This window comes from Limnothrix sp. FACHB-406 (genome assembly GCF_014698235.1).
Classification (GTDB): domain Bacteria; phylum Cyanobacteriota; class Cyanobacteriia; order CACIAM-69d; family CACIAM-69d; genus CACIAM-69d.
The window spans coordinates 13,637-35,248 of the sequence record NZ_JACJSP010000004.1 but is presented as its reverse complement, the minus strand read 5'-3'; the positions used below and the strand labels follow the sequence as shown (position 1 = coordinate 35,248).

Below are 21,612 nucleotides of genomic sequence, written 5' to 3'. Positions count from 1 at the left end.
AAAGATAAATTTTGTAAATCGCAATACCAGCAATTTAGGAATTAATCCTGATCAACTATCAATTAAAGACCCATCCCCAGAATTCTGAAATTGGGTTGAGCCATAGGGGTTAAGACTCTGATTTCATCCAATTGTCAGTGATGAGTCCATGGATGGTTGTTGAATTACTCCTTGATTATTGATTGATGATGATTCTCAATTTCAAAAGACCGCATTAATTTGCGTGAACTTGCTCTGGCTGACACTATCAGGGTTATGGATTTTTGTATTGATTTTTAACTACTTTTGATCAGGCTGCAAAGAACTTCTTACCCAAAAATCATGGGAGCATCTCGCTCAAGATGCCCCCATGATTCACCTCTCTCCAGGGGTGATCAGACTCGTTGGGCGATCGATGACGGGTGGACATTGCCCACCCTGCTCAACCCGAGCTGATGATTCCGTAACTCGGCAATAACTCAGCCGCGACTTAGCCACGACTTAGCCACGACTCAGCAGCCATCAGCAGCAAGCGGTTTAGTCCATTTCCACCTGCAAAACGTTGGCGATCGCCTGTTGGGAATCGGTTTTGAACTCCCGCACATTCACCCACCACAACAGCCCGATCGCGATCGCCATCATCAACGCTTCCGCCGCAAACACCGTAATGAAGCCATAGATCGGTTGCCCAAACAGCGCCAGCCCAACCCGTTGGTAAATTAAGCCGCCCAACCAGGTAGACAGGGCCTTGGCCAAGGCCTGAGCCAGACCCCAAGCCCCAATGAACGTGCCGGCCGTTTCCGCCGCCGTTAGATCCAACATCAGGGTCAAGGCCCCAGTGGTGACAATGCCCGAGGTGAGGCCAAAAATGCCGACGGCCGCTTGCAAAACCGTGGGATTAGCCCCGATCGCCCCGGGATTGGGATTGCTGGAAAATCCCGCCAAGATGATTAGCCCCAGCGCCGCGATCGTCAGCAAACAACCAAGCTTTGTGGTGCGCTGTTTGCCCAACCGGGGAATCAGGCCAAAGCCCGTGGCCACCAACCCCAAAAGGGTTCCCGTGCCAAAGAATGCATTCAAACTCGTGGTGGACGAAGGGGGCATGTTGAACACTTCGCCGCCGTAGTTTTCGAGAACGGCCTCTTGCAAAAATAGACCCAGGGTCATAGCTAGCAAGAATGCGAAAAAGATGCCCGTTTGCCGACTGGCGGTCAAAATTCGCAGGGCCCGCCCGAGGGTAATTTGGTCTTCCCGTTCCGCCAGGTGCGATCGCAGGCCATAGCGCGAAAACCGTTTTTCCACACCCCAGGTGGCCGCAAAGGCCAACCCAACCACAGTCGCGGGCACGATGATGAACAGTTGGTTCAAGGCCCCTTGCAAAGCGGCGAGGCTGTTGGCCGCTTCGGCCCGTTTCAGGAGAATCGAAGTCAGGATGGCCCCGATGATGATCCCCACCATCAGCATTGACCAAACCACCCCCACTAGGCGCGATCGATCATCTTCGTCGGACACGTCCACCAACAAAGCCGCAAAGGGCGTGGAACTAGCACTGATGGAGAGGCCATAGCCCGCAAACAGCAACCCAAGGGCGATCGTCCAGAGGCCCGTGGTTCCCTCCCAAGACCAACCGCCCGCCTGCGCCACGGCCGCGCCCAATTGCCACATCACCTGCACAATCAAAAACGAGAGCACAGCAAAAACCATCGATCCCAGCCAGACATAGCCCGATCGATGCAGTCGGAACAGGGGCTTGGCATCGGACAGTTGCCCAAACCAAACACGGGCGGGCGCAATGAACTGGTGTAGGGCGATCGCCCCCGCCGCCACATCCAGGGGAATGGCCAACTCATTGCCCATCACCCGGTTCAGCAGCCCCAAGGTGAGCACCGACATCATGCCCAGGCCCATTTGAAACAGGCCCAAGCGCAACATCACTGGCAGGGAAAGCTTAGGGGGCTGTTGGGGCAAGTCATGGTGCGGGGGCAACTCCAATGGAGGAGACAACGGATTCAAAGTGGATTCGGGAGACTCTGGAGGCATGGTGCTAAGAAGGGCAGAGAATTCAAAGATGGATTGGGATCGTGGATTGAGGGCTGTGATTCGGATTCGTGAGCCTCTGATCCTGCCGTCGCGAGATCCCAGGAAGCAAGGCGAGATCCTAGGGAGCAAGGGGCTTAAGCCTCTTGTTTGAGGCGGTTAGGCCAGGAAAATCAGCCATTTTCGCCTCAATCGATCGAATTCGATGACAAACCTCGGCTCCTGGGTTGGATCTGGGTTGAGATTTTTGGATCTGGGTTGAAATTTAAGCTGGTTGATAAAAGGTTTTGACCCAAATTTTGCAGCCGACTCGCCGGGGCGATCGCTCTCCAATTTTAAAAGGCACACCGGAACTTCCCCTTCAGTCCCGAAATCCTGACGGAATTTTGGGGAATACCCAAATTTCTTGAAGAATAAATCCTTATAATTGGTTCACAGAAATTAATGTTTTGTCTAAAACTTCTCATCAACTCCAGCCCAAACCTTTAGAGAACGAGATCCAACCATGACCGGATTCATTCGTGGCCTGTTCGGCGGCAACAAAAAAGAAGAAGCACCCGCGCCCCAACCCGCTCGCCAAAAGGAAACCCAGGACTTTTTCTTGGATTTTGACAGCGCTCGCACCTTCGGAGACATTGAACGGATGCGCAAGGAAGTGGAAGTCCACAAGACTTTCCCCAAGGGAACTACGCCCGTTGAACAACCAGCCAAACCCAAGGCCAAGGCTGCGGAACCCACCAGCAGCGCTCCGGCCAGCACGGCCGGCGAAACCCTGGAACGCCGCAAGGCCGATCGCAACTTGGATGCGTTCCGCAGCATGGCTAAAGACCTGAAAAAATAGGCGGGGTCTCAAAACTGGGATCGCCAAACGAATCCAGTCGATCGCCACGGGAGGGAGAGCAATGTTGAGTTGTTCTCCCTCCTGTGTGTTGATGGGTTCTGATGTTGATGAGGTCTGATGTGGCTTAACGCTGGCTGGTTAGTTCCGGCGGTGATTGATTCTTGTGCTGGCTCATTTTGCGAGCGATCTCTGGGCAGTTAAGCTGTTGGTTGCCACTTCCAGCTAGGGCGATCGCGCCGCTGATGGCTTTTGAAGGTGGCTGCCCGGTGCAAACTCCTGCTCATTGAGACAACGAGATCTGGCCTATGACCTACTTGCGGACTGACGACCCATCCTCCCAGCGGCCGAAAATTAGTCCCGGTCGGTTACGGGAAATTCAGGAGGAGGCTGAACGGCTGCAATGGTTGCTGGCCTCGCTGCTGGTGTTGCCGGGAGTGTTGGATAACGAAGTGGGCAAGGCTTTTGCGCAGTTTTTGGGAACGGTGCTGGAGCGATCGCGCGATGCGACGGATATTACGTTGGCCTATGGGCGCTGGTTTCGGGCGCTGATGACCACGGGCCAAAGCTGGGGCGATTATTTGCTCGATCGCCTGGTAACGGTGGATGCGGTGTTGGCTCCGGTGCTCAAAGGCAAGACGATCGAGCAATTGCCCAAGGCCACGATCGCGGCGATCGACCATGATTTGCGGGCATTTCAGCAACTGTGGCAGTTCGAGCCGGCCTTGGCTTGTCAGTGGGCCCAGGAGTTGGCGGGTGGGGCGATCGAGCTAGTGGCCTGGAGTGGGCCCAGTGCTGACTCAGAAATGGAATTGGATTCACTCGACGCATCTGATCCGCTTGATGTCTCTGATCAACTGGACAAGCCCGATCACAAGCCTGATCAATTGGCTGCGCCTGATCCTGATCAACTTGATAAGCCTGATCAATCCGATGCGTCGGATCAATCTAACGAGTCGGATCAATCCGATGTGTCGGATCAATCTGCCGTCACCGAGCCAGAAACAAAACCAGAAACAAAACCCAATCCAAAAGCCGCACTCCGGGCCCAGTTGCGCAACCTGGACGACTGGGCGACAGCCACGCCAGCTTTGGTGCGTTATTTGGCAGCGGCCGATCGGGGACAGTTCAGCGAGTCCCGCGCTTTCCGTTGGCGATCGGGGCAGCTTGTGCCGGTGACCCATCCTGACCCGATCGATCTGCCCGACCTGGCCGGCTATGACGGCCCCAAGGCGCAACTAATCCAAAACACGGAATTTCTGTTGGCGGGTCACCGGGCGCTCAACGTGTTGCTGTATGGGGCGCGGGGCACGGGAAAATCATCCCTCGTGAAGGCGCTGCTGTCGGCCTATGGCGATCGGGGGTTGCGATTGGTGGAGGTGGCCAAGCAAGAGTTGGATCATCTGCCGGAGATTGTGGACTTGCTGCGGAGCGCACCCCAAAAATTCATCCTATTTGTGGATGATTTGTCCTTTGAGGAGGATGACGAGGCCTTCAAGGCGTTGAAGGTTTGCCTGGAGGGCGGCATCACGGAGCGGCCAAAGAATGTGGTGGTCTATGCCACTTCCAACCGACGACATTTGGTGCGGGAATATTTTGCCGATCGCCCCCGGCCCAGCGATGCGGATGAGGTGCAGTCCTGGGATACGGTGCAGGAAAAGCTCTCCTTTGCCGATCGCTTTGGCCTGACGTTGACCTTTGAGGCGGCCGACCAAGACACCTATTTAGAAATCGTGAATCATTTGGCTGATTTAGCCAATCTCGGGATCGATCGGGCAGAATTGCGGTTCCGAGCTTTGCAGTGGGCCACGCGCCACAATGGGCGATCGGGTCGCACGGCTCGCCAGTTCATCGACTTCCTCACCGCTGAGCAGGCCTTGGCGGCCAAGGCCGCTCCCAGCACTGAGACTTCGGAAGCTTCTGAGACTTCAGAAGCTTGATGGCGCTCATGGCTCTGGGTTAACCGCTGATGCTGATTTGGACGAGCCACCTATGCATGGGCCCATTCCGGAACACCGCTTTTTTGCTTATCTAACTTGGCAAGATATCGCGGCCTTGCCCGATCGGGAGCGGGCCGTGGTGATTTTGCCGGTGGGGGCGATCGAGCAGCATGGGCCCCACTTGCCCCTGAATGTGGACAGCGCGATCGTGAACGGAATTCTCGGGAGATCGCTCCAATGGCTCGATCAACAACGGCCTGACGTGGTGGCCTATGCCCTGCCACCGTTGTTCTACGGCAAATCTAACGAGCATCTGGCGCTGCCGGGAACCATTTCCCTCAGCGCCACCACGCTCCTGTCCTTGGTGATGGACATTGGCCACAGCCTCTATCGATCGGGCTTTCGGAAACTGCTGTTGCTGAATGGCCATGGAGGACAGCCCCAGGTGTTGGATATTTCCGCCACGGATCTCCATGAGCGATATCCCGACTTTTGGACCTATTCCTGTTTTGTGTGGCGATCGGCCAATTACAAACCCCTTTTGAACCCGGCGGAAACCCTGGGAATGCACGCGGGCGATGCGGAAACCTGCGTGATGTTGGCCCTTGATCCCGATCGGGTGCGGATGCAACGGGCCCAAGCAGAGATGCCCCTGACCCATCCGGGCAAGCGACTGGGGCCCAAGGGAGCCTTAACCTACGCCTGGACAATTCAAGATCTGAGCCAAAGTGGCGTGATTGGTGACCCAACGGCGGCGGCGGCGGCCGATCGGGGCGAACAGATTATTGAACTGCTCGCCCGCAACTGGGCTGAGATCCTGGCCGAAATTTACGACTACTACCCGATCGCCCAGCCCTAGCCCAGGATGGCCCAACTGTTGAAACTACTGGACAAGTTGGCAGGCGCATTGGGGAAGGTGGCGATCGTTTGCACGCCGGATCCGTTGTTGAACTGCAACGCGACCCCCGTGCCGCTACTGACAAAGGCAAACCCGCCCCGCTCCGGATCCACCGAGAACACCCGCAGGGTCGTAATTCCCCCAAATCCGGTGCTCCGAATCACCAATTTGTCCAACGTGGGGTCAAAGTCCGTCAGCACATCACCCCCTTCAGCGGGCGTGTTGTAAATAAAGAAGTCGCTTCCCCCCGTGGCCAGCAACGTATCAGACCCCAATCCCCCTTCCATGGAGTCATTGCCCTCGCCGCCATCAATCAAATCGTTGCCGCCACTGCCCTTCAGCAAATCTGCACCACCCAAACCGGTGACCGTATCGTTGCCATCCAAAGCATCGATCGTGTCATCCCCAAACGTGCCTTGAATATTGTCATTGCCGGTGGAGGGCTGGGTGGAACCGGTGCTGCCCGTGCCGCCCGTGCTGCCGCTCACGCCGCCCGTGGTGGTGTCTGTGCCCACGGGGGTGAGGAAACTGAGGCGCTGGCTGTTTTTCACGATCGCAATCAGCCGCTCCGTGTTGTTGGTATCCACCAACGTCAGGAACGTATCGGCCGCGTTCAGCCCCGTTCCCGGAACCACCACCACCCGCGAGGCAATGTTGCCCTCGAACCCAATCAGGTCTTGGGTGAAGTCATAGTCAGCAATGATGTCAACGCCACCCGCTTGGCCTGACACGATGAAGGTGTCGCCGCCATTGCCCCCAATCAGGGTGTTGCTGCCCTGGTTGCCATACAGGGTGTCGTTACCGTTATCCCCGGACAGGCGATCGTCCCCGGTTCCGCCGAAGATCACATCTTCGTTGTCGCCGCCATTGATCGTATCCGCATCGCCGTTGCCGTTGAGGGTGTCGCTGCCTTCGCCGCCGTTGATGATGTCAAGGTCGCGGCCGCCCAGGATCAGATCAGCCCCGCTGTCGCCATTCAGATCATCGTTACCATCGCCGCCATTGATAGTGTCGGCTTCTCGGCCACCAAAAACTACGTCATCCCCTCGACTGCCATCAATCCGATCGTTCCCTTGGCTGCCAAAAATCAGGTCATTGCCCTGGCCACCAAAGATGACATCGTTGCCCAAATCTCCAAATAGGATGTCTTCGCCCTCGTTGCCTTGCAGCAGGTCATCGCCCTGGCCACCGTAGAGGGTATCGGCTCCCACGTCGCCCCATAGGGTGTCGTTGCCTTGGCTGCCTCGCAGGATGTCGGGATCTTGGCCACCAAAGAGCAGATCGTTGCCATCGTTCCCATCCAGCAAGTCGTTATCTTCGTTGCCGTAAAGGGTGTCATTTCCCTTGCCGCCAAAGAGTTGGTCGCTGCCAAAGCCCCCTTGCAGGAAGTCGTTGCCATCGTTGCCATTGAGGATGTCGTTGTCGCGGCCCCCTTGGAGGGCATCGTTACCGGCTAAGCCAATGAGGGTGTCGCTCCCTTCGTTGCCAAAAATTTGGTCGTTGTCGTTGGTTCCGGTGAGGAGGTTGGGAAGGTTGTTACCGTTAATGATGGCCATGGGGCGCTCCAAGGTGGGCTACAGTCCTGCGGGCGAACCGATGCGTGAGAAGGCTGAAGATGAGGTGATGGTGGGTGTGGCTCGCGCGAATCGATGATGGTCGATTTGTTCTGGGGTTGTCAAATGGGGGATGTGCCGAAAATGGCGGGTTTGGGGCGGGTGCGAAGCGGAGAGATGGGGCCGGCAAGGTCAGGAATTGGCCTGGATCCCTGGGGCGATCGGGAGGGGGCAAACCCAATTAACCCGATTGTTAACATAGGCTTGCGTGGGGCGACCCCGCACGGCGTTGGGGTGGGGTGGTTCAGGAAATCCGGAAGGGACGGGGGCGATCGATCGGCCCGGCCAAAGTAGCCCAGGACGATCGCCCCCAGTCGTTTGCGTCCTAGATTCCCAATCTGAGCGGTATTGCAGCGCACAAAGCAGAGGTTTTTGATTCATGAGTCAATCGTTGAGAGCGGCGGCGGCCAGCCCGATCAAATTCGGTACGGATGGTTGGCGGGGGGTAATTGCGGCGGACTTCACGATCGAGCGGGTGGCTCGGGTGGCCCCGCTGGCGGCGGAAGCGTTGGCCCAGGAGTTTGGGGCCAGCACCGGCAGCCGCACTATTTTGGTGGGCTACGATCGCCGGTTCATGGCTGAAGATTTTGCGCGGGTGGCCGCTGAAGCCATCCAGGCGATCGGCTATCGGGTGAAGCTGTCGGACTGCTATGCCCCCACGCCGGTCTTTAGCTGGATTGCCCACCATGAACAGGCCCTTGGGGCGATCGTCCTGACGGCCAGCCACAATCCTGGTCGCTATTTGGGTCTGAAGGTCAAGGGAGCCTTTGGGGGTTCCGTGTCGCCGGAGGTGACCCAAAAAATTGAGACGATGTTGGCGGCCGAAACGGTTCCGGCCGTGGTGGAGCATCCGGAGCCGATCGAGTCGTTTAATCCTTGGGAAAGCGGCTACTGTGAAGCGTTGCGGCAATTTGTTGATCTTGCTGCCATCCGAGCTGCCATTGCCGATGGCAAGCTGGCGGTGTTTGTGGATGCGATGCATGGCGCTTCGGCCGGCGGCCTCAGCAAGGTGCTGGATGTTGCCGTGCAAGAGCTGAATACCAATCGCGATCCGTTGTTTGAAGGGGGCGCGCCGGAACCGTTGCCCAAATACACCACCCGCTCGATCGCCCAAATTCGCGACCACCAACAAACCCATCCCGACCAGTTGGCCGTGGGGCTGGTCTTTGATGGCGACTGCGATCGGATCGCCGCGATCGATGGGTCTGGGGAATTTCTCACCTCCCAGATCTTGATCCCAATTTTGATTCAACACCTGGCCGTGGTGCGTGGGCAAACCGGCGAAGTGGTTAAAACCGTCAGCGGCTCCGACCTGATGCCCAAGGTGGCGGAACTGTATCAATTGCCGGTTCATGAAACCGCCGTGGGCTACAAATACATCGCCGATCGCATGTTGAGCGTGCCGGTGTTGATTGGGGGCGAAGAGTCCGGCGGCGTGGGCTATGGCAACCACATTCCCGAGCGGGACGCGCTGCTCTCGGCCCTGTATGTGCTGGAAGCCGTTGTGAAAGCGGGCAAAAGCCTGAATGAGCTTTACGGAGATCTGCAAACCAAAACCAACTTTTTCAATGCCTACGATCGCATTGATTTAGCCCTGGCCAGCATGGCCGCCCGCGATCGGCTGTTGGGACAACTGCAAGCCAACCCACCCCAAACGATTGCCGGGCAAGCGGTCACCGACTGCCAAACCACCGACGGCTATAAATTCCGCCTAACCAGTGGCGATTGGTTAATGGTGCGCTTCAGCGGCACGGAACCCGTCCTGCGGCTCTATTGCGAAGCCGTCACGCTCGATCGGGTGCATGAAATCCTGGAATGGGCCCGGCAATGGGCCGAAGCTGCCGCCGCCTAAGGTTGCTGCTCAATTCCCACAGGCGCACCCACCCAAAACCAACCGTGCGCTCTTGATTTAACCCAAACCTGCTGGACTTGGTTCGCCCGGGCTAATCCCCGGGTGATTTTTTTGGGTGGTCATTACCGTTGGTTGCCCTTTGCCAAACCACCCCCGATCGGGACAATTGGGAAGTTCTGTCCATCCTGAAATTTCTTTTTTCGCCATGCCCCGTTTAGTCGTTGCCACCGGAAACTCCGGCAAACTCAAAGAACTACAGGCCTACTTGGATGATTTGGGCTGGGAACTGGCCCTGAAGCCCCCGGAGCTAGAAATTGAAGAAACGGGCCAAACCTTCCTCGAAAATGCCCGCCTGAAAGCCACCCAAGTGGCCCTGGCAACCGGTGAATGGGCGATCGCCGATGATTCCGGCCTGGCGATCGATGCCCTCAATGGCGCACCGGGTCTCTACTCCGCTCGCTATGGAGTCACCGATGCCGATCGAATCAACCGCGTCCTCACCGAACTGGCCAACCAGCCCGATCGCCGGGCCCAATTTGTTTGTGCGTTGGTGGTCGTGCGGCCCGATGGCACAGTGGCCGCCGAAGCCGAGGGCATCTGTCCCGGTGAAATTACCACAGCCCCCCGGGGAGAGCAGGGGTTTGGTTACGACCCCATTTTTCTGATGCCTGAGTTGGGTCTCACCTACGCCGAAATGTCTGCCGCCCAAAAACATGAACTGAGCCATCGCGGCCGGGCGATCACCCTGTTGCGGCCCCAACTCGCAACCCTGTAACCTCCACGCCAATTCATCACCCCCACCCCAAGGGCCAGCGACCTCGTCTCCTCACCCCCCCAGCTCAACATTCACCACAGCACAAGCGGCATACGCAGCAGGCAAAGGACTAATCCCCTTTGCCTTTATTTTTCAATCCCCTCATTGCCACTCTTTCTCCATAGTTTGCACAGCGCTTCAAGCACACAATTTCAATTGATGAACTTAATATTTTTTACAGAATTTCAGTTATAGAGCCTTAGGATGGGTGATCAGGTTCACAAAACTTTGATTTGACGTTGAAAGGTCGAGGATCTGAGGGGGTCAAACCCCTCATTTGCGATGATCTGACTTAGGAGATTAACTACACTTTTCTTCAAGAAGTTAGTTAGCGATCCACCTTAGTTGAACAGAAGAATTTTTACCAAAATTCTTGAGCTTCAGTTATTCAAAACCAAGGCAAATGTATGATTTTTAACACCCAACCCCCTTGGTCATGTATCCAATGATATCTGCTCGTTAAATTGATCGATGAGCCACGATTTTTAAGTCCATTCAAGAGATTAAGATTCATTACAATCACTGCTTTTTCTATTTGCGATCAAAATTGTCTTAGCCTAGAGTTAATCTGACCTTTAAACAGCATTAGACCTAAGATCATTCCACCCCTCCAGTCGGAATTTCTAGGTCTTGACTCAAGCATCTTGCTTGAGCGAATAAGCTTCGTCCATGAGAGTCATTGTTGGGCTGTCTCTCTTGAACTAGTCACTTCGAAAAATCTTCCAAGGCTTAAGTTAAGTCGGGTTTCCGTTTGGTTGAATTTCAAAACGATCAAGGGATTATTGAGCTGAAATAATCCCGCTATTTGGTTCAGCAATTTTCGCTGGCGAGGCTATTGAAATGGCAGATTTTGACGTTTTAATTACGGGTGGTGCTGGCTTTGTCGGCAGCGCGATCGCACGCTATCTACTGAGTGTGGGCAAGTCAGTGGTTTGTTTAGATCGCCACGATCCCGGTCGGCTAGTTGATATTGATGATCGAATTGAGAACGTCGCGGGCGATATTCTCGATGCTGATTGCATGGATCATTGGATTGCTCGCTGCGATCGAGTGATTCATCTCGCGGCCGTTGTTGGTGTGGATGAATATGTCACTCGGCCCCACGATGTTTTGGATGTGAACATCTTGGGAACGCGCAATGTCTTAATGGCTTGCTTGAAGCATAACCGCCCTGTTTTAATTGCCAGCAGCAGCGAAACCTACGGCTTAAATACCGGCATTCTGGAAGAAGATAGCGATCGCATCTATGGCACTTCTCGAAACCATCGCTGGAGCTATGCCATTTCCAAAACCACCGGGGAACACTACGCCTATGCCCTGGGCCGTTTGGGACTGACCGCCGCCGCCGTTCGATACTTTAATATCTATGGCCCCCAACTTGATGCACCGGGAAAAGGACGTGTCATCAGTAAGTTTCTGGGCAGAATTCGCGACGGTTTGCCCTTGATGTTGGTGGATGGCGGTCAAGCCGTGCGCACCCTTTGTTATATCGACGATGCGGCAGAAGCAACCGCAAGACTCGCCCTTGAACTCAGTCCCGACTGTAGCTATAACCACTCAGCCGTTAATATTGGCCGTCCTGAGCCAATTACCATGCGTGAATTGGCGGAAATTATGATTCGCCTCTCAGGCCACAAAGCCGGAACCGAAGACATTGATGGAAAGCAATTTTTTGGCGAGGGATTTGAAGAAATTCCCGTGCGTGTGCCTGATGTGTCCAAGCTGGAACGGATCCTAAACTTCAAAGCCAAAATTGACATGGAGGAAGGGTTGCGCCGAACCCTCGACTATTGGGGACTGCTTAGCCCCGATGCCGGTCGCGGTGCGTTCTCTCGCAGTTCCAGCCATACTCCTCCAGTGGTGCCCATGGTGCGCCCGCACTTTGCGCCCAACAGTGTTCTCATCCAATCCTTCCAGCAATCTTTGGCCACCGGGCAAGCCACCAACGGCGGTCCCCACTTGCACAATTTTGAAAAGGAATTGGCCCAGTATCTCGGCGTGCCCGATGTGGTGGTCTTGAGCAATGGTGCGGATGCGCTGACGTTGGGTATGCAAGTGCTGGGGCGCAAAGGCAAGGCGGTGTTGCCGTCCTATACCTTCATTGCCACTTTGAATTCGATCGAGTCGGCGGGTCTAGAGCCAATTTTCTGCGACATCGATCCCGAAACCTTTACGATGTCGCCCACGGCCCTGGCGCAAATTCTTGACCAGGAGCGGGATGTTGCTGTGGTAGTGCCGGTGAATGTGTTCGGGGTAACGCCTGACTTGCCGGCGATCGCTGCCCTTTGTCAACAGGCGGGGGCGGAGCTAATCTATGACAACTGCCACGGATTTGGCACTGAAACCCATGGCCGTCGGGTTCCCGCAGAACCGCGCCTGCAAATGTTTAGCTTCCATGCAACCAAGGTGCTGCCAGCGATCGAGGGCGGCGCACTGGTTGGCCATGATTTGGACTTGCTCAATCAAGTGCGACAGTTGCGTAACCACGGCATTGCCCATCACAACTTGTCAGAATCGAGCTTGGGCATGAACGCCAAAATGGATGAGTTGCGGGCCGCCACCGGTCGCCACGTCCTGCGCCACTTCCCCAAAAATCTTGAGCAACGCCGCCAATACGCCCAACAACTGCGCACCTTCTTCCAGGAGTCCTGTCACGGGGCCCTGATGCCCCAGCGAATTCCTGAGGGCGTGATTTCCAATTTCCAAAACCTGGGAGTGTTGATGCCGGTTGCCAAGCAAGGGGAACTGAGCCGCGTCATTACCGCCCTGAGGGAAGAAGGGGTGGAATGTCGCTCATACTTCAACCCCGCCCTTCATACCCTGGCACGGGCTAAGAGCTATGCACGCTATCCCCTGCCCGTCACGAATCAGGTTTGGAATTCGCTGCTATGCTTCCCCATTCACAGCCAAATGGATGCGAAAGACATTGATCGGGTGCAGTTAGCGGCGCGATCGGTTGCTGATGTTTTGACCCTCGCGCAAGTGTCCTAACCAATCCGTTCGATCGGCAGTGGATCAGAAATTCACTGCCGATCATGACTAGATCAAGCAATCATGAAATGCTCACGAATGACTTGAAATTAATCGGTGCACTGAACTGGTGTCGATTGCCCATTAGCTCATCACCAGTTCATTGATTGTGACTTGAATGCAAAGCGATCGCGAGTTGATCACCAGGTTAATTTGGCCGTCAATTTGCCGCCAATTCAATCAGTCATTCACCTGCTCGGGTTTTGATTGCCCTTGCCGCTTAGCTTCCCTTTGCCTGAACAAGAAATTTCAGCAGAACACTATGGATATTGCAATCGTAACTGGCGCATCCGGCTTAATTGGCTCTGCGGCTGTGCGCTTCCTGGCCGATCGGGGTTTACAAGTGGTTGGCATTGACAATGATTTACGTCGCTACTTTTTTGGTGAGGAAGCTTCCACCGCCTGGAACCGCGATCGACTGCAAGCCGAAGTTGCCCACTACATTCATGAAAACGAGGACATTCGCGATTTAGCAGCCCTAGGACGCATCTTCAAAACCTACAACACAGACATCAAAATCATTATTCATGCAGCAGCTCAACCGTCTCACGATTGGGCCGCAACAGAACCTTTAACCGATTTTGCAGTGAATGCCAATGGAACCCTCAATCTTTTAGAGATGACCCGCCAGCATTGCCCCGAAGCAGTGTTTATTTTCACCTCTACGAATAATGTGTATGGAGATGCCATTAATCACTATCCATTAGTGGAATTGGAAACTCGATGGGAACTAGAACCGTCTCATCCCTATTTTGAACGCGGAATTGACGAGACCATGAGCATTGATTGCTCTGTACACACCATCTTCGGAGCTTCCAAGGTTGCTGCTGACATCATGGTGCAAGAGTATGGCATTTACTATGGCTTAAAAACAGGCATTTTTCGGGGGGGATGTCTGACTGGCCCCGACCATTCTGGAACCCAGTTGCATGGTTTTTTAGCCTACCTCATGAAATGTGCCATTACCGGTCGTCACTACACTGTTTTCGGCTATCAGGCCAAACAGGTTCGCGATAATATTCACAGCTATGATTTGGTGAATATGTTTTGGCATTTTTATCAAAATCCTCGCTGTGGAGAAGTGTATAACGCTGGCGGCAGCCGCTATTCCCACTGCTCAATGATGGAGGCCATCACCCGCAGCAGCGAAATTGTGGGCAAGCCCATGAATTGGAGCTACAGCGAGCAAAATCGCCTCGGTGATCATATTTGGTGGGTCAGCGATGTGCAGAAGTTTAAGGATCACTATCCCGATTGGGACTTTAAATATAGTCTGGATGATATTTTAATTCAAATTTATGAGGGTTTATCCAAGCGAGAAGATATGGCCTTGGTTTAGGATTAACAGGATTAGAATGCGATGGCTCTTGAATCAAAAATCTTGACAGGTTAGCTCATGGTCAACAGCTTTTCGGAAGCTAATTTCTGGTCAACTATGCAATGGCACAATCCACCAGACGAATGGAGCGATCGCAATGGTCAACTTTGGGTTAAAACGGGCTTAAAATCCGATTTTTGGCGAACTACTCACTACGGATTCATTCGAGATTCGGGTCACTTTTATCATGGCGCAGTCAACGGCAACTTTCGAGCACGCATTTGCTTTGCGGGGCAATATCAAGATCTTTATGATCAAGCCGGATTAATGGTACGCGCAAGTGAAACTCACTGGCTCAAGTGTGGAATCGAATACGTTGAAGGCGTGCAATACGCCAGTGCAGTCGTAACGCGCGATCGCTCGGACTGGTCTGTTGCACCACTTCCTGGGCAGCCAGAGCGTGTTTGGTTTGAAGTGCGCCGAAAAGATGAGGCAATTGCAATTCTCTATTCCCTGAATGGGGAGCAATTCACCCTATTACGATTAGCGGATTTTCCCGAAGATCCTACAGTTCAGGTGGGGCCCGTTTGCGCTTCGCCGGAGCGGGCCCACTTTGAGGTCATCTTTGAAGCTTTTACGGTTGAATCTTGTTCTGAACCGGTTGTCGATTAGTAACTATCATTCAAGCTTCCTCGAAGCTAGCGGGTGTCATTTTTGCTGTGATTTTTCTGCAAGGCATATCCAAACCTGAAAACCGTGGCTTAACCTTATGACCCCTGAAGCTCAAGCATCTCCCAGTGATGATTCAGACAATCCAAAAGAGGAAGCAACCACCAATCAGTCCACCAGCCAGCCACCCACTTCTGAGTCTGATTCACAAAATCAGAACAATCGCCATTCATCACTGGCTTTTTTGTGGCTAATTTTGGGTCTAATCGCTCTCTCATCGACAGCCATTTTCATTAAGTTATCGATTCGAGAAATCAGTGCAGAAGCAACGGTTTTTAATCGATTATGGATTGCAACGCTGGCGTTTACGGGGTTGAATTGGCTCCAAAGAGAACAGCCTCCATCAGCAGTTTCCGAAAGCAAAACGGAAGGTGGCCATACTACCCAAAATTCTGGAGCAGCCGACCATTCTTCCGCAGAAGTAACAGGCCAACAACAAAAACTACCTTGGGCAACCATCAACCTGTTGTTGGCACTGGGGTTTGTGCATCTTGTGGGGCGTTACTTGTGGACATGGTCGCTCACCAGCACCACCGCAGCCAATGGGGCAATGTTGGCGAATATGCCTCCCCTGTTCACGGCCCTTGGGGGTTGGCTTTTTTTGGGACAACGGTTCGATCGACGGTTTTTGAGTGGGTTGGCGATCGCGGTCGTTGGGGCAATCACCCTCGCGATCGGTGACTGGATTCAACCCAAAGAAGCTCTTTTTGGCACTAGCGCCTTGCTTGGAGATGGGGCAGCCTTGCTCTCCTCGGTCTTTTACGCAGCCAGTTTCCTGCTCGTTGAAAAACTGCGGCAACGTCTTTCAACCTCAAGAATTTTAGTATGGCGCTGTGCCATTGGTTTGCTCTTGGCAACACCGATTGTTTGGGCGATCGATAGCACCATCTTTCCCATTAGCACCATGGGTTGGATTGCAGTCATTGGACTCGCATTAATTAGTGAAGTCACCGGCCATGGATTAATTGTTTATAGCCTCAAGCATTTCTCTTCTACATTTGTCACCATTGTTTTGTTGCTAGAGCCAGCCCCTGTTGCTGCCATAGCTTGGTTGTGGTTTGGTGAATTTCTTGATCCTCTTAATATTTTGGGTTTCTTTCTAATTACCCTCGGAATTTATCTAGCCAAAACAGGCACTGGAGCAACAGGAAGCAAAAACAATAGTCCCAATCTAATTCCCAATCCATCAAATACATCTACTAGTCAAGATTTGGCACTAGAGACACCAGAAATTTCTGGCGAATCGTAGTAGCTTTACGCGACATCTTTAGCTTCAAATTCAAGGAGAATTGCTATTATGAGTCATTCAGAATTAACGAATCAAGACAACCAAAATTTATTTTATAACGGTTGCTTTTACGACTTAATTTTTCAGGGATCCTATCGACACTCAGTTCAATCTCAAGACATTGGATTTTGGCAGTCGATCGCCCAAGTTCACGGCAGTCCCATTTTGGAACTGGCTTGCGGAACTGGAAGGGTTACCGCTGATTTGGCAGAAGGAGGCTTTCTTTGCACCGGCATCGACATTTCAGAATCCATGCTCAATGCGGCTCGTACTAAATCCCAAAAAGCCCATTGGGTTCAAGGAGACGTTCGTGATTTTGATCTTCAGACTCAGTTCTCCCTCATCATTTTTCCCTATGACACATTTACCCACTTGCATAGTCTTGATGATGTGCGGCAGTGCTTAAGTCGGGTTCGTCAGCATCTAGCTCCTGGCGGTCATTTCATCGTAGATTTCAAAAATCCCTACTATATTTTCGACATCCTGCAAAATCCGGATCGAATTGATCCTTATTCTCAGTTTCCAGATCCTCAGGATGGCTCTTTGGTGACCATTAAACGGCGGAGGCAGTATCATGCCTGGAGCCAGATCCATACAATGACATTGATGTTTTATCGAAATGGTGTTCAGTTTGCGGAAGAAGATTTAGATCTTCGAATTTTTTGGCCGCAAGAGATTATGACACTCTTGCAAGTTAATCATTTTCAGATCGTGAAAACCTGGGGAGACTATCAATCAGGATCCTATAGCATTAATTCTTCACACCTGATTTTAGATTGCCAAGTAAGTCCTAGTCCTTAGTCTTTTCAGTTAATCCTCTTCGGCAGTTTTTCATTGCAATGATTTCTAGCTCTTGTTCTACTTCACCCTTGTCTCGTCAAGCAATGACCATCAATTTTTTGGCATGGCTTTATGGTGAAGAGTCCCTATTTCGCAGTGGGACAGGCTTAGTTTATCCAATCAATCTATGCTCTTGGGTTGAAAAACCACGAAGTCCAAGGCAGGTTTTGGGCAACTTAAAGCTTGAAACAGGTCAATTTCCAAGCAGTAGCTGGTTACTGGAGAAAATGCAACGCACAAGGAATCATTTATGGAATGGAAAAACCTATGCATTGGATTTTATGGATCGATTTAAGCCTGCTTCTGATGCTGAAGATTTTCTGGCGGGCGATCGCCTCCACTGCACCGTGGGATCGTACTTTGATACTGTCAATACTTGCACCATTTTGGAAGCTGAATTGGAGCAGGCGATCGCCACCTTACCGCTCGATGCTTCCCCCCAAGACTGCTATCAAGCCTTGCCCTTGCGACAGAAACTTCATGGCGATCGCCGAGGGCAGGAGGCGCTGCAAGATACCTGGACAGGACACAACCGCAGTGCCGCGATCGCCATTTCCTGTTGCTTTGTTGTAAATGCCAGTTCTGAGACAGATTCCAAGGATAAATATCGATACTTTCTGCATCAGCGATCCGCACAGGTTGCTGAGGGAGCAGGTCAGTATCATATTGTCCCGTCGATGATCTTTCAGCCAACGGGTGTTGACCCTTTTGATCAGCAATCTTATAACTTGGAAGCAACGATCTTACGAGAAGTTGCGGAGGAATTATTTGACCATGAAGAAGGAGAGCAAACAGTCAATTTATATCCTGAAATTGCTGATCTCCAAGCCCTATTGGTCAATGGGGGAGCAACTTTGCTGATCACAGGGGTTGCGATGGATTTGCTTTGTCTACGTCCCGAGTTTTTAGCACTGCTTTGGATTCGCGATCGCACGTGGTTTGAGCGCCATGGATCATCTCTCAAATTTTCTCAGCATGAATATACCCCTAACTCAACCATTCAAGAAAGCTCGCGGGATATTACCGATCCGCAACCTTTTCAAGAAACAGGGGAATTTGCGCCCCATTGTTGCGTAGCCGCCGGGGCAGCTAGTGCCCTTTTAGCCAGGGACTATATTACTCAGTTTCTTGGCTGTTGAAGTCAGGTAAATGAATTGAGCTGGTTAATCTTAGCCAGTTGCCTTGGGTTGGTTAGGATGGGTTGGCTATCACTTACCAATCCCAATCAGTAAATTGCATTTGATTTGTGGCAGTCGATTAGCTGGAGTCAATTCAAAACCCACTGCAAATTATTGTTGTTATTTGGGTTTTAAGCCTGATCATTACCTCGGAAGCCATTGCCCCAAATCCAAATGCATTGTCATTCGGACACAAGAATCTAGCTCTGGAGTTTTGAGCCATGAATACTGCTGAGTTAACGCAAAGCGATCGCAAGGTCTATCTGATTCTTGACACCATTCAAGCCCTATTAATCACCAGTGCTGTTGGCATTGTGGGCTTCAACCTTTGGGGAATTACACACTCCAATATGTTGCCAGCCAGCTTTGCAGCAACAGGTCTCATTGTTTTTCTTTTGTTGGTGAACCGAAGTGTTGGCAAGGCAGTTCGCCAAGCGGCCCGCGAACGGGAGAGTAGTTTTAAGGGATCTCTCTACGGGCAGTTTAATCCAGACAATGAAGATGTTGATGATGCATCAATCAACTTGTTGCGCAGTCGTGCAATTCAATATTGCGAGGACTTGATTTCTGACTATCGGCTCATGCGGAGTCAGTCTCAAATTATTTATTATGTCTTTCAGGTAGCGACCATTGTGTTGTCGGGCGTGACACCGATTTTGGTGCTGCTAGATAAAACAGAAACTGGCCTTCCTTGGCTCAAGTGGTTACCGGTGCTGTTCCCGGCTGTTGCATCGATCGTCACAAGTATTTCCACGTCTTTTCCTTTTCAGGAAAACGCTGTGGCTGCCAATACGGCTGTTGAGTTTTTGGAAGCCGAGCTAGAGAAGTTCATTCTTGGGGTAACGAATGCCTATCGCTTTAGCGATTTACCGCCTCGGGAACGTCGCATCAAGCTGCAAGAAGCTGTTGAAAGTTTTATTATTCAGGTGAATAAAATTCATTTGAAACAGTTGCAAAACTCTGGCGATGCTGAATCCCAAAAGAAGGGGCCGGACATGAGCAGTGATGCAACGAGTAACCCAGAGGGCAATCCAGGATAGGGCAGTCCAGGATAGGGTATGAATTTAAGGGCTGCATCTAGAGACGAACAGTCGTGTTAGTCAAAGCATTTGTGGTGACACCTAGCCTGTCAGCGATCGCCGCCCTTTCCGATCGCTGCCCACTGGGTGTCACCACAATAGATTGCTACGACGAATTGCGATGATCAAGATTTAGGGACAGCCATTCACTAAATCTGGACGGCGTTGATCAAATTCATTCCAATAATTCTGAAATGCGGCTTGTGAGCGTTCACGAGCTTGGCTCAACCGATCGGAAGAACGCCCATGTTGCTGAATATAGATCTTGGCGGCTTCGGCCCCTCGCAACCTGGCTTCCGCACCGGCCACGCCACAATCGCGTAAGACGGGATCAGACAACCCAGCCGCCGCATTTAAAGACCGACGATAGTTCATGATTGCAGTATCAAAATCTCCGCGCTGTTCTGCTTGGTAACCCGCATTTTGAGGATGCTCCACGGCGGGGCCATAGGGTGTAGTTCCTTGGGCAGTTTCAATGGTTAGGCCGATCGAACTGGTGATCGTTAACGTCAGGGTACTGAGACCGATCGCCCAGCGTTTTGCAGACCAAACAAGAGCCATAAAACCTCCAATGGAAAAATTCAATTGAATCCACATTCAATACACATTTCCGTGCATGTTTAACACCTGTTTAATACATGCTCAAGACCCGGTGTTTAGGTCTTAGCACAGGATGACTTCCCCAGGATTGGTGTATCGGCCAGCAATTTTTCGGGGCGGTAACCGTTAGGATTGGCAGTGGTTTTCTCCTCGATGCATAGCAGATGCATGGTTGCCTATGTCTTCGCTCGATCGCCCGTCTGAAATCCTGACAGCCTTGCAACGTTTGATCGATGTGGTGGCCCAGTTGCGCGATCCGGTGCGGGGCTGTCCTTGGGATTTGGCACAAACGCCCGAAAGCCTCGTGCCTTACATCCTGGAAGAAGCTTACGAAACCGTGGCCGCAATTCGCAGTGGCGATCGCGCGGAAACAGCGGAGGAATTGGGCGATTTATTGCTTCAGGTGGTGTTGCAAGCACAACTGGCCAGCGAGGCGGGGGATTTTGATTTAGGGCAGGTGGCCAACGGCATTGCCGATAAGTTGGTGCGTCGTCATCCCCACGTATTTGGCGAGGCTGAGGCCACCGATGCGGCGGCGGTGCATCGGCAATGGGAACAGATTAAGGCTGCGGAAAAGGGGGAGCCGATCGACCAACCGCCCCCCCTCAGCGCCAAACTCGATCGCTATGTCAACCGCTTGCCACCCTTGATGGCAGCCCTGAAGATGTCGGAAAAGGCGGCGGCGGCGGGCTTCGAGTGGGACAGCCTGGAGGGGGTTTGGGAGAAATTTCACGAGGAGTTAGCGGAGCTGCAAGGGGCGATCGCCCAAGGCGACCCGGAACACCAGGCTTCGGAATTGGGCGATTTGCTATTCACAGTGGTGCAATTGGCACGCTGGCAGGGCATTGACCCTTCGGCGGCGCTCCATGGAACCAATCAGCGATTTGTGCAGCGGTTGCAAATGATGGAGTCCCTGAGCGATCGCCCCTTGGAACAGTACAGCCTTGAAACCTTGGAAGCCCTTTGGCAGAAAGCGAAGGCTCAATTGGGCCAAGGATCCGGTCAAGGATCAAGTGCTCAGAATCAGGAATTTCAATTTCCCGCTTGAGTTCAGCAACTGTCCATTGGGGCCGCTGCCATTCACAAAATCTAGAGCCAAAAAATCTAGAGCCAATCCAAAAAATCTAAAGCCAATCTGAAGTTATGGCCGGGATCACCGGAAGCGTCATGATCAGGGCGGGCGATTCCTGAAACCCATGGCAGCATGAGGATGTGGCCCCGATCGCGCGAAGGCGAGGCCACCCTCGCGGCCCCAAGCGGGCCTCGGGGAGCTGTTTCGCCAGTGTGAGTTCCGCACTGCTCTTGGTCATGTCCTACCATGTTTCCCTCCTCGGCCCCGTCAGCGGCCAAATTCAGCGCTGTTCCGACTTAGATGGTTGGGTTCCTGAACCCGGCGATCGGTGGCAAAGTTTCCGTTGGGATCGACGTACCCTCCGTCAATTGAGCGATCCGAACCTGGGCCGGCAACAGTGGCTTCAATGGCTGGGCCACGCGGAGGTGGCCACAGCGGAAGCCGTGAAGAGCTTGATGGTGTTGGAAGGCTGGGATCGCTGCCAGCATCCCTAATTCGCTGGGGGTT

18 protein-coding genes are annotated in these 21,612 nt (G+C 52.8%); 14 read left to right on the top strand and 4 right to left on the bottom strand.

What is annotated here, in order from left to right; translation table 11 throughout:
• Positions 1-516: 516 nt before the first annotated feature.
• On the bottom strand, positions 517-2,019 hold the full coding sequence (locus H6G53_RS05350) for a BCD family MFS transporter (protein ID WP_190531348.1): 1,503 nt from the start codon (positions 2,017-2,019) through the stop codon (positions 517-519).
• A gap of 502 nt (positions 2,020-2,521) precedes the next feature.
• Here H6G53_RS05350 and H6G53_RS05345 point away from each other — a divergent pair.
• The 3 genes from H6G53_RS05345 (at position 2,522) to H6G53_RS05335 (ending at position 5,653) form a co-directional block, all read left to right on the top strand.
• Positions 2,522-2,857 (top strand): hypothetical protein, encoded by a 336-nt coding sequence (locus H6G53_RS05345; RefSeq protein WP_099534674.1) that lies wholly within the window; start codon positions 2,522-2,524, stop codon positions 2,855-2,857.
• 305 nt (positions 2,858-3,162) lie between these two features.
• A complete protein-coding gene (locus tag H6G53_RS05340) occupies positions 3,163-4,794 on the top strand; it encodes an ATP-binding protein (RefSeq protein WP_242030712.1) in 1,632 nt (543 codons plus the stop codon).
• Between the two features lie 52 nt (positions 4,795-4,846).
• On the top strand, positions 4,847-5,653 hold the full coding sequence (locus H6G53_RS05335) for a creatininase family protein (RefSeq protein WP_190531347.1): 807 nt from the start codon (positions 4,847-4,849) through the stop codon (positions 5,651-5,653).
• Here the strand turns inward: H6G53_RS05335 and H6G53_RS05330 are convergent.
• Together H6G53_RS05330 and H6G53_RS05325 are read right to left on the bottom strand one after the other, a co-directional pair.
• Positions 5,650-7,248 carry a calcium-binding protein gene (locus H6G53_RS05330; RefSeq protein ID WP_190525853.1) on the bottom strand — a complete coding sequence of 533 codons (1,599 nt, stop codon included), beginning with the start codon at positions 7,246-7,248 and terminating at the stop codon, positions 5,650-5,652. The genes H6G53_RS05335 and H6G53_RS05330 overlap by 4 nt on opposite strands.
• 189 nt (positions 7,249-7,437) lie before the next feature.
• Positions 7,438-7,686, bottom strand: coding sequence for a hypothetical protein (locus H6G53_RS05325; RefSeq protein ID WP_099534671.1), 249 nt, complete (start codon positions 7,684-7,686; stop codon positions 7,438-7,440).
• Here H6G53_RS05325 and H6G53_RS05320 point away from each other — a divergent pair.
• The 9 genes from H6G53_RS05320 to H6G53_RS05280 all read left to right on the top strand — a co-directional run bounded on the left by H6G53_RS05320 (position 7,685) and on the right by H6G53_RS05280 (position 19,394).
• On the top strand, positions 7,685-9,157 hold the full coding sequence (locus H6G53_RS05320) for a phosphoglucomutase/phosphomannomutase family protein (protein WP_190531345.1): 1,473 nt from the start codon (positions 7,685-7,687) through the stop codon (positions 9,155-9,157). The two genes, H6G53_RS05325 and H6G53_RS05320, sit on opposite strands and share 2 nt — an antisense overlap.
• Before the next feature lie 205 nt (positions 9,158-9,362).
• The gene (gene rdgB / locus H6G53_RS05315; protein WP_190531343.1) at positions 9,363-9,932 is read left to right on the top strand and encodes an RdgB/HAM1 family non-canonical purine NTP pyrophosphatase; all 570 of its coding nucleotides are present in this window, start codon (positions 9,363-9,365) and stop codon (positions 9,930-9,932) included.
• An 879-nt stretch (positions 9,933-10,811) separates the two neighbouring features.
• Positions 10,812-12,962, top strand: coding sequence for a DegT/DnrJ/EryC1/StrS family aminotransferase (locus tag H6G53_RS05310; protein WP_190531340.1), 2,151 nt, complete (start codon positions 10,812-10,814; stop codon positions 12,960-12,962).
• Between the two features lie 301 nt (positions 12,963-13,263).
• Positions 13,264-14,340 (top strand): NAD-dependent epimerase/dehydratase family protein, encoded by a 1,077-nt coding sequence (locus H6G53_RS05305; protein WP_190531338.1) that lies wholly within the window; start codon positions 13,264-13,266, stop codon positions 14,338-14,340.
• Between the two features lie 57 nt (positions 14,341-14,397).
• On the top strand, positions 14,398-14,991 hold the full coding sequence (locus tag H6G53_RS05300) for a DUF1349 domain-containing protein (RefSeq protein ID WP_199309133.1): 594 nt from the start codon (positions 14,398-14,400) through the stop codon (positions 14,989-14,991).
• A gap of 97 nt (positions 14,992-15,088) precedes the next feature.
• Positions 15,089-16,297: a DMT family transporter gene (locus H6G53_RS05295; protein ID WP_190531336.1), complete on the top strand. Its 1,209-nt coding sequence runs from the start codon at positions 15,089-15,091 to the stop codon at positions 16,295-16,297.
• Between the two features lie 48 nt (positions 16,298-16,345).
• Positions 16,346-17,137 (top strand): trans-aconitate 2-methyltransferase, encoded by a 792-nt coding sequence (locus tag H6G53_RS05290; RefSeq protein ID WP_190531334.1) that lies wholly within the window; start codon positions 16,346-16,348, stop codon positions 17,135-17,137.
• A 68-nt stretch (positions 17,138-17,205) separates the two neighbouring features.
• Positions 17,206-18,315: a hypothetical protein gene (locus H6G53_RS05285; RefSeq protein WP_190531332.1), complete on the top strand. Its 1,110-nt coding sequence runs from the start codon at positions 17,206-17,208 to the stop codon at positions 18,313-18,315.
• Positions 18,316-18,575: 260 nt separating this feature from the next.
• A complete protein-coding gene (locus H6G53_RS05280; RefSeq protein WP_190531330.1) occupies positions 18,576-19,394 on the top strand; it encodes a DUF4231 domain-containing protein in 819 nt (272 codons plus the stop codon).
• Between the two features lie 171 nt (positions 19,395-19,565).
• Here the strand turns inward: H6G53_RS05280 and H6G53_RS05275 are convergent, their stop codons facing one another.
• Positions 19,566-19,994, bottom strand: coding sequence for a hypothetical protein (locus tag H6G53_RS05275; protein ID WP_190531328.1), 429 nt, complete (start codon positions 19,992-19,994; stop codon positions 19,566-19,568).
• 217 nt (positions 19,995-20,211) lie between these two features.
• Between H6G53_RS05275 and mazG the strand changes: the two genes are divergently transcribed.
• Positions 20,212-21,081 (top strand): nucleoside triphosphate pyrophosphohydrolase, encoded by an 870-nt coding sequence (gene mazG, locus H6G53_RS05270; protein ID WP_190531326.1) that lies wholly within the window; start codon positions 20,212-20,214, stop codon positions 21,079-21,081.
• Between the two features lie 260 nt (positions 21,082-21,341).
• Complete coding sequence (locus tag H6G53_RS05265; protein WP_143473140.1) at positions 21,342-21,599, top strand: hypothetical protein; 258 nt, start codon at positions 21,342-21,344, stop codon at positions 21,597-21,599.
• Positions 21,600-21,612 lie beyond the last annotated feature (13 nt).